We start from the raw sequence: 3,707 nt of genomic DNA on the forward strand, positions 1-3,707 counted from the left end.
GGGTTGGGTCGGTCTCGGTGTGTCGTGGTGCGCGGATGCTCGTCGAGGGCGGGTGGAGGCGGGTGGGCGGTCAGCGGCCATGGGTCTGGCCCTGGGTCTGGGGTGAGGTCCGGAAGTCCTCCGGTCTCAGGTACCAGGGGTTCTCGAATACGACTTGGTTGATCATCAGTCGGGGGTGGGTTTTCACGAGGTCGATCACCAGGCTGCCGGTGCAGTCGTTCAGGTCGTAGAGGCACAGGATCGCGGCCGAGAGTCTGGTGGTGAGGTCGTTCAGTTCGGACTCGTAGGCGATCAGTGCCTGGATTCCGGGCAGTTGTGGGATCCACCAGGCGGCTTCGGCGCTCAGGTGGGCGGCCGTGTAGCCGTCGGTGTTGGCGTTGGTCACGGCGTGATCCCAGAAGGCGAGCATCGTGGGGATGGAGAAGTCGTCGGGGGAGAACTGGGGGTCGTTGGCGCCGAGCACGGCGAGTTGTTGGGTGGCCAGGCATCGGTCGATGTCGGCGTGCATGCCCAGCGTGCGGATGACTGATGGTGCGTCCGGTTCCTGGAGTCCGATCAGGCATTTGTGTCCGGCTCCGAGGCCGGTGTCGAGGAAGGGGCGCAGGATGGCGTTGCGTTCGGTCGGGCCGCTGTACATCGCGCAGGCGTGGTCATCGACTGCGATGTCGAAGTCGATGTCGAGGACGGGTTGGTGGTCCGGGGCGGTCATCGTCGGCTCCTGTGCTGGCGGCCGAACCGCCGGTAGGGCCGGTTGGTGTGGTCGACCGGTCCGGGCTCGGTCGCAGGCCTGCAACTCGGGCCGCTCGTCGGGGTTGGTCCTGTCAGCACCGCCGGTCCTGCTGGGCTGGTCCGGTGATCCGGTACGTCGAGGTCGACGGCGCACCGCACGGCTGGCCCCAGGAGCGAGGTACCTCTGCATGCAGACGCCGAAACCTGGACGCGTTGAACGGTCACCCGCCCTCCGGACAAGGGCGGTGTGCGGCGAACTGGCGGCGATCCTGGGGTGGTCGCTCCGGCCTCGGCCCGCCCCGGTCGTCTCGCCTGCCGTCATGCGGGCACGGCGAGGCCGGGTGGGATGTAGAGGCCCTGGTTGAGGGCGCGCACCAGCGCGACCCCGCGGGTGGAGGTGGCGAGCTTCACCTCGGCGCGCTCGATATGGCCGGCGAGTTCGGAGCCGGAGGCGCCCAGGGCGGCGGCGATGCGTTCGTCGGGCCATTCGGTCAGGAGCATGCCGAGTACCTCCAGCTCGGTGAGGGTCAGGCCGCGCCGATCCCCGGCGTCGGAGATGACGATCGCTGCGCGCAGGAAGTGCGGCGGCTCGCCGCCGCCGTGGGCGCCGCGCACCGCCCGGGCGGCCGCCGCGACGGCACGGGTCGGGTCCAGCGCGGCCGCGAGCGTCGGCCCCAGCGCGCCGATCAGGTCGCGGGCCTCATCGGTCGGGTGGGCCGTGGTGTCGGTCTGCAGCCCGAGCAGCCCCAGGTAGCGGTCGTCGGCGGTGAACAACCCGAGGACCACGCCCTCCCGGAACCCCGCGGGCCAGAAGTAGTCCGCCCACAGTGGTATCTCCTGCATCGGGACCGGGATGTCGCGCAGGCAGCGTGCCGGACGAGCCCGGTTCAGTCCCCCCAGCTCCACGTCGGCGGCCATCTCGGGTCCCTCCAGGTGCCGGCGGCACTTCTCGTCGTTGCCTCCGACGCCAGTGAGACGTACTGGCCGGTGTCGGGATCGAGCAGCGCGACCCAGTGACCGACGAATGGGATCAGCGGGCGCAACGGTTCAGCCGTGCCTGCGCCCGCTGCGTCACCGGCGCCCGTCCCACTGCGATCTGGTGCACCCCGAGGACCGCGTTCAGCGGGCTCTGCGTCCTCCACGCCATCAGCCGACCTCAATCCGCCGGACACTCCACCCCGAGACGATGGCACCGGCAACGGCGGGGCCAGCGCTTGCCGAGCCGGGTCGTAGGTGCACGGATCGCCGAGGGCAGCGTCGACCTCCCCGCCGGGCGGCCGCTGCCCCCGGAAGGGTGAGACTGGCCCGCGGGGGTACACCTCCCAGGCCGGGCTCGCCGGGCCTACCTGCTCGCCACGATCCGAAGGTTGCCGCAATGTTGGACCCTTCAGGCCAGATTCGAGGGCTACGCGGCTCGTTGACCTGGCTGTTCTCGAAGGGTGCTGGGCCCGGCAGGACGATTTCCGTGGGGGAGCTGGAACCGCCTGGGGGCGTGAGAGAAGGATGAGTCCTCGCGTGAGGGCAGACGTTCCCGGGTTACTGACTGTCGGGGCCGGGCGTGGGTCTCCGCGCGGGCGCTGCCCTACCGCTGAAGGCACGAGATGGCGACGACGCTGGTTTCCCGTGGGCCCGTCCGTATCGGGGGGATCGCCGTTGCCGACCGGACTCACCTGTGCGCGCCGTACCGGAGCCGGGCGGAACGCGACAGGCTGCTGCTGCCCTTCCTCAGGTGCGGCTTGCGCCGCGGCGACGTCTGCCTGTGTGTGACCGCGCCGGGGCAGAACCAGGACCTGACCGCGTTGGTGGCCGAGGACGGCCGCGAGCTGCAGACCCTGCAGCCGCTGGGGTCGGAGGGCGCCCACCTTCGGGTGACGACCTGCGAGTCGGACGCCCTGATCGACCTGCTTGACCCGTGGTCGCGGCACATCGTCGACGACGACCCTTCGGCGTTCGCGCGGGTCGCCGCGGACATGAGCCGGGCCGTCCCGCGCGGCTCGCCCGGGTTCGGCTCCGGTCTGGCGGGCTTCGAGTCGCGCCTGGGCCACTGGGTGCGGGGTTACCCGCAGGTGGGGATGTGCCTGTTCGACCTGAACCTGTTCGGCGGGGACGTGGTCATCCGGGTGATCGAGTTTCATCCCCGGACCTGGGTCAGCGGCGTGGTGGTGGACAACCCCCACTGCCTCGATCCGGGCGCCCCGGTGCCGGGTCCTCGACTGCGGAGAGGGGCCTGATGGGCCGTACCGAACACCAGGTCGCGGTCGAGGTCACCGGGATCGCCGCGACCCCGGGGCGCATCCAGGATCGGGCACGGGAGGTGCTGGACCCGCTGCAGCGGGTGCTGCCGTTTCAGGGCAGCGCGGTCATGCTGCTGGACCCGGAAGTCCGCGATCACACGCTGCTGGCGTGGGGAGGCATCGACGCGGCGACCCGGGCGGAGTTCCAGAGCGAGGAGACCGGCGTCGTGGCCGAGCGCTCCGGGGTCGCCCGGTCGCCGGCGGTGGTCCGCGTCCGCCAGCTGCCGATGCCGCTGGACGAGATCGGCATCTGGCGGGACCACCTCGCCCCGGCCGGATTCGGGGAGGGGTTGGGCCTGGGCCTGCGTACCCCGGATGGCCGCTACCTGGGCGCCTTGGTGCTGCTCTTCGACGACCCCCGGCACGCACCCGACGCCGCCTGCCGGGCCCTCGAACCGCTCGCCCCGATGCTCGCCCACGCGATCGATCCGATGCGCCAGATCGCCGAGACGGCCCGGATCGTCCGCGACGCGCACGCCGGGGTCGTGCTCACCCGCAGCGGCGACACCACTCCGCTGGCCGGCCTGCCCGGCCATCCACTGCTGCATCCCCGCGGCGCCGTGCTCATCACCGCCGGCCGCCACCTCGACGCCGGCGCCGGGCGAACCCGGTTCCTGTGCCCCTATCGGGGCGCCGACGGAAATCTCGGCTACGTCCGGGTCACCGCGCTGAACTGCCCGCCCC

Annotated in this window: 4 protein-coding genes; 2 read left to right on the top strand and 2 right to left on the bottom strand. The window is 71.6% G+C overall.

Features of this window, described 5'->3' with window-relative positions; genetic code table 11:
• Nucleotides 1-70: 70 nt before the first annotated feature.
• Entirely contained in the window at nt 71-709 is a 639-nt protein-coding gene (locus HF519_RS29460) for an MEDS domain-containing protein (RefSeq protein ID WP_169416233.1), read from the bottom strand.
• Nucleotides 710-1,047: 338 nt separating this feature from the next.
• On the bottom strand, nt 1,048-1,647 hold the full coding sequence (locus tag HF519_RS29465; RefSeq protein ID WP_169416234.1) for a helix-turn-helix transcriptional regulator: 600 nt from the start codon (nt 1,645-1,647) through the stop codon (nt 1,048-1,050).
• Between the two features lie 683 nt (nt 1,648-2,330).
• Between HF519_RS29465 and HF519_RS29470 the strand changes: the two genes are divergently transcribed.
• Both HF519_RS29470 and HF519_RS29475 read left to right on the top strand, forming a co-directional pair.
• The gene (locus HF519_RS29470) at nt 2,331-2,960 is read left to right on the top strand and encodes an MEDS domain-containing protein (protein ID WP_169416235.1); all 630 of its coding nucleotides are present in this window, start codon (nt 2,331-2,333) and stop codon (nt 2,958-2,960) included.
• Nucleotides 2,960-3,707, top strand: a 748-nt coding sequence (locus HF519_RS29475) for a GAF domain-containing protein (RefSeq protein ID WP_169416236.1), incomplete at its 3' end; no start/stop codon positions are given. The genes HF519_RS29470 and HF519_RS29475, both read left to right, overlap by 1 nt.

Origin of the sequence: Pseudonocardia bannensis (assembly GCF_012911875.1) — a bacterium.
Classification (GTDB): domain Bacteria; phylum Actinomycetota; class Actinomycetes; order Mycobacteriales; family Pseudonocardiaceae; genus Pseudonocardia; species Pseudonocardia bannensis.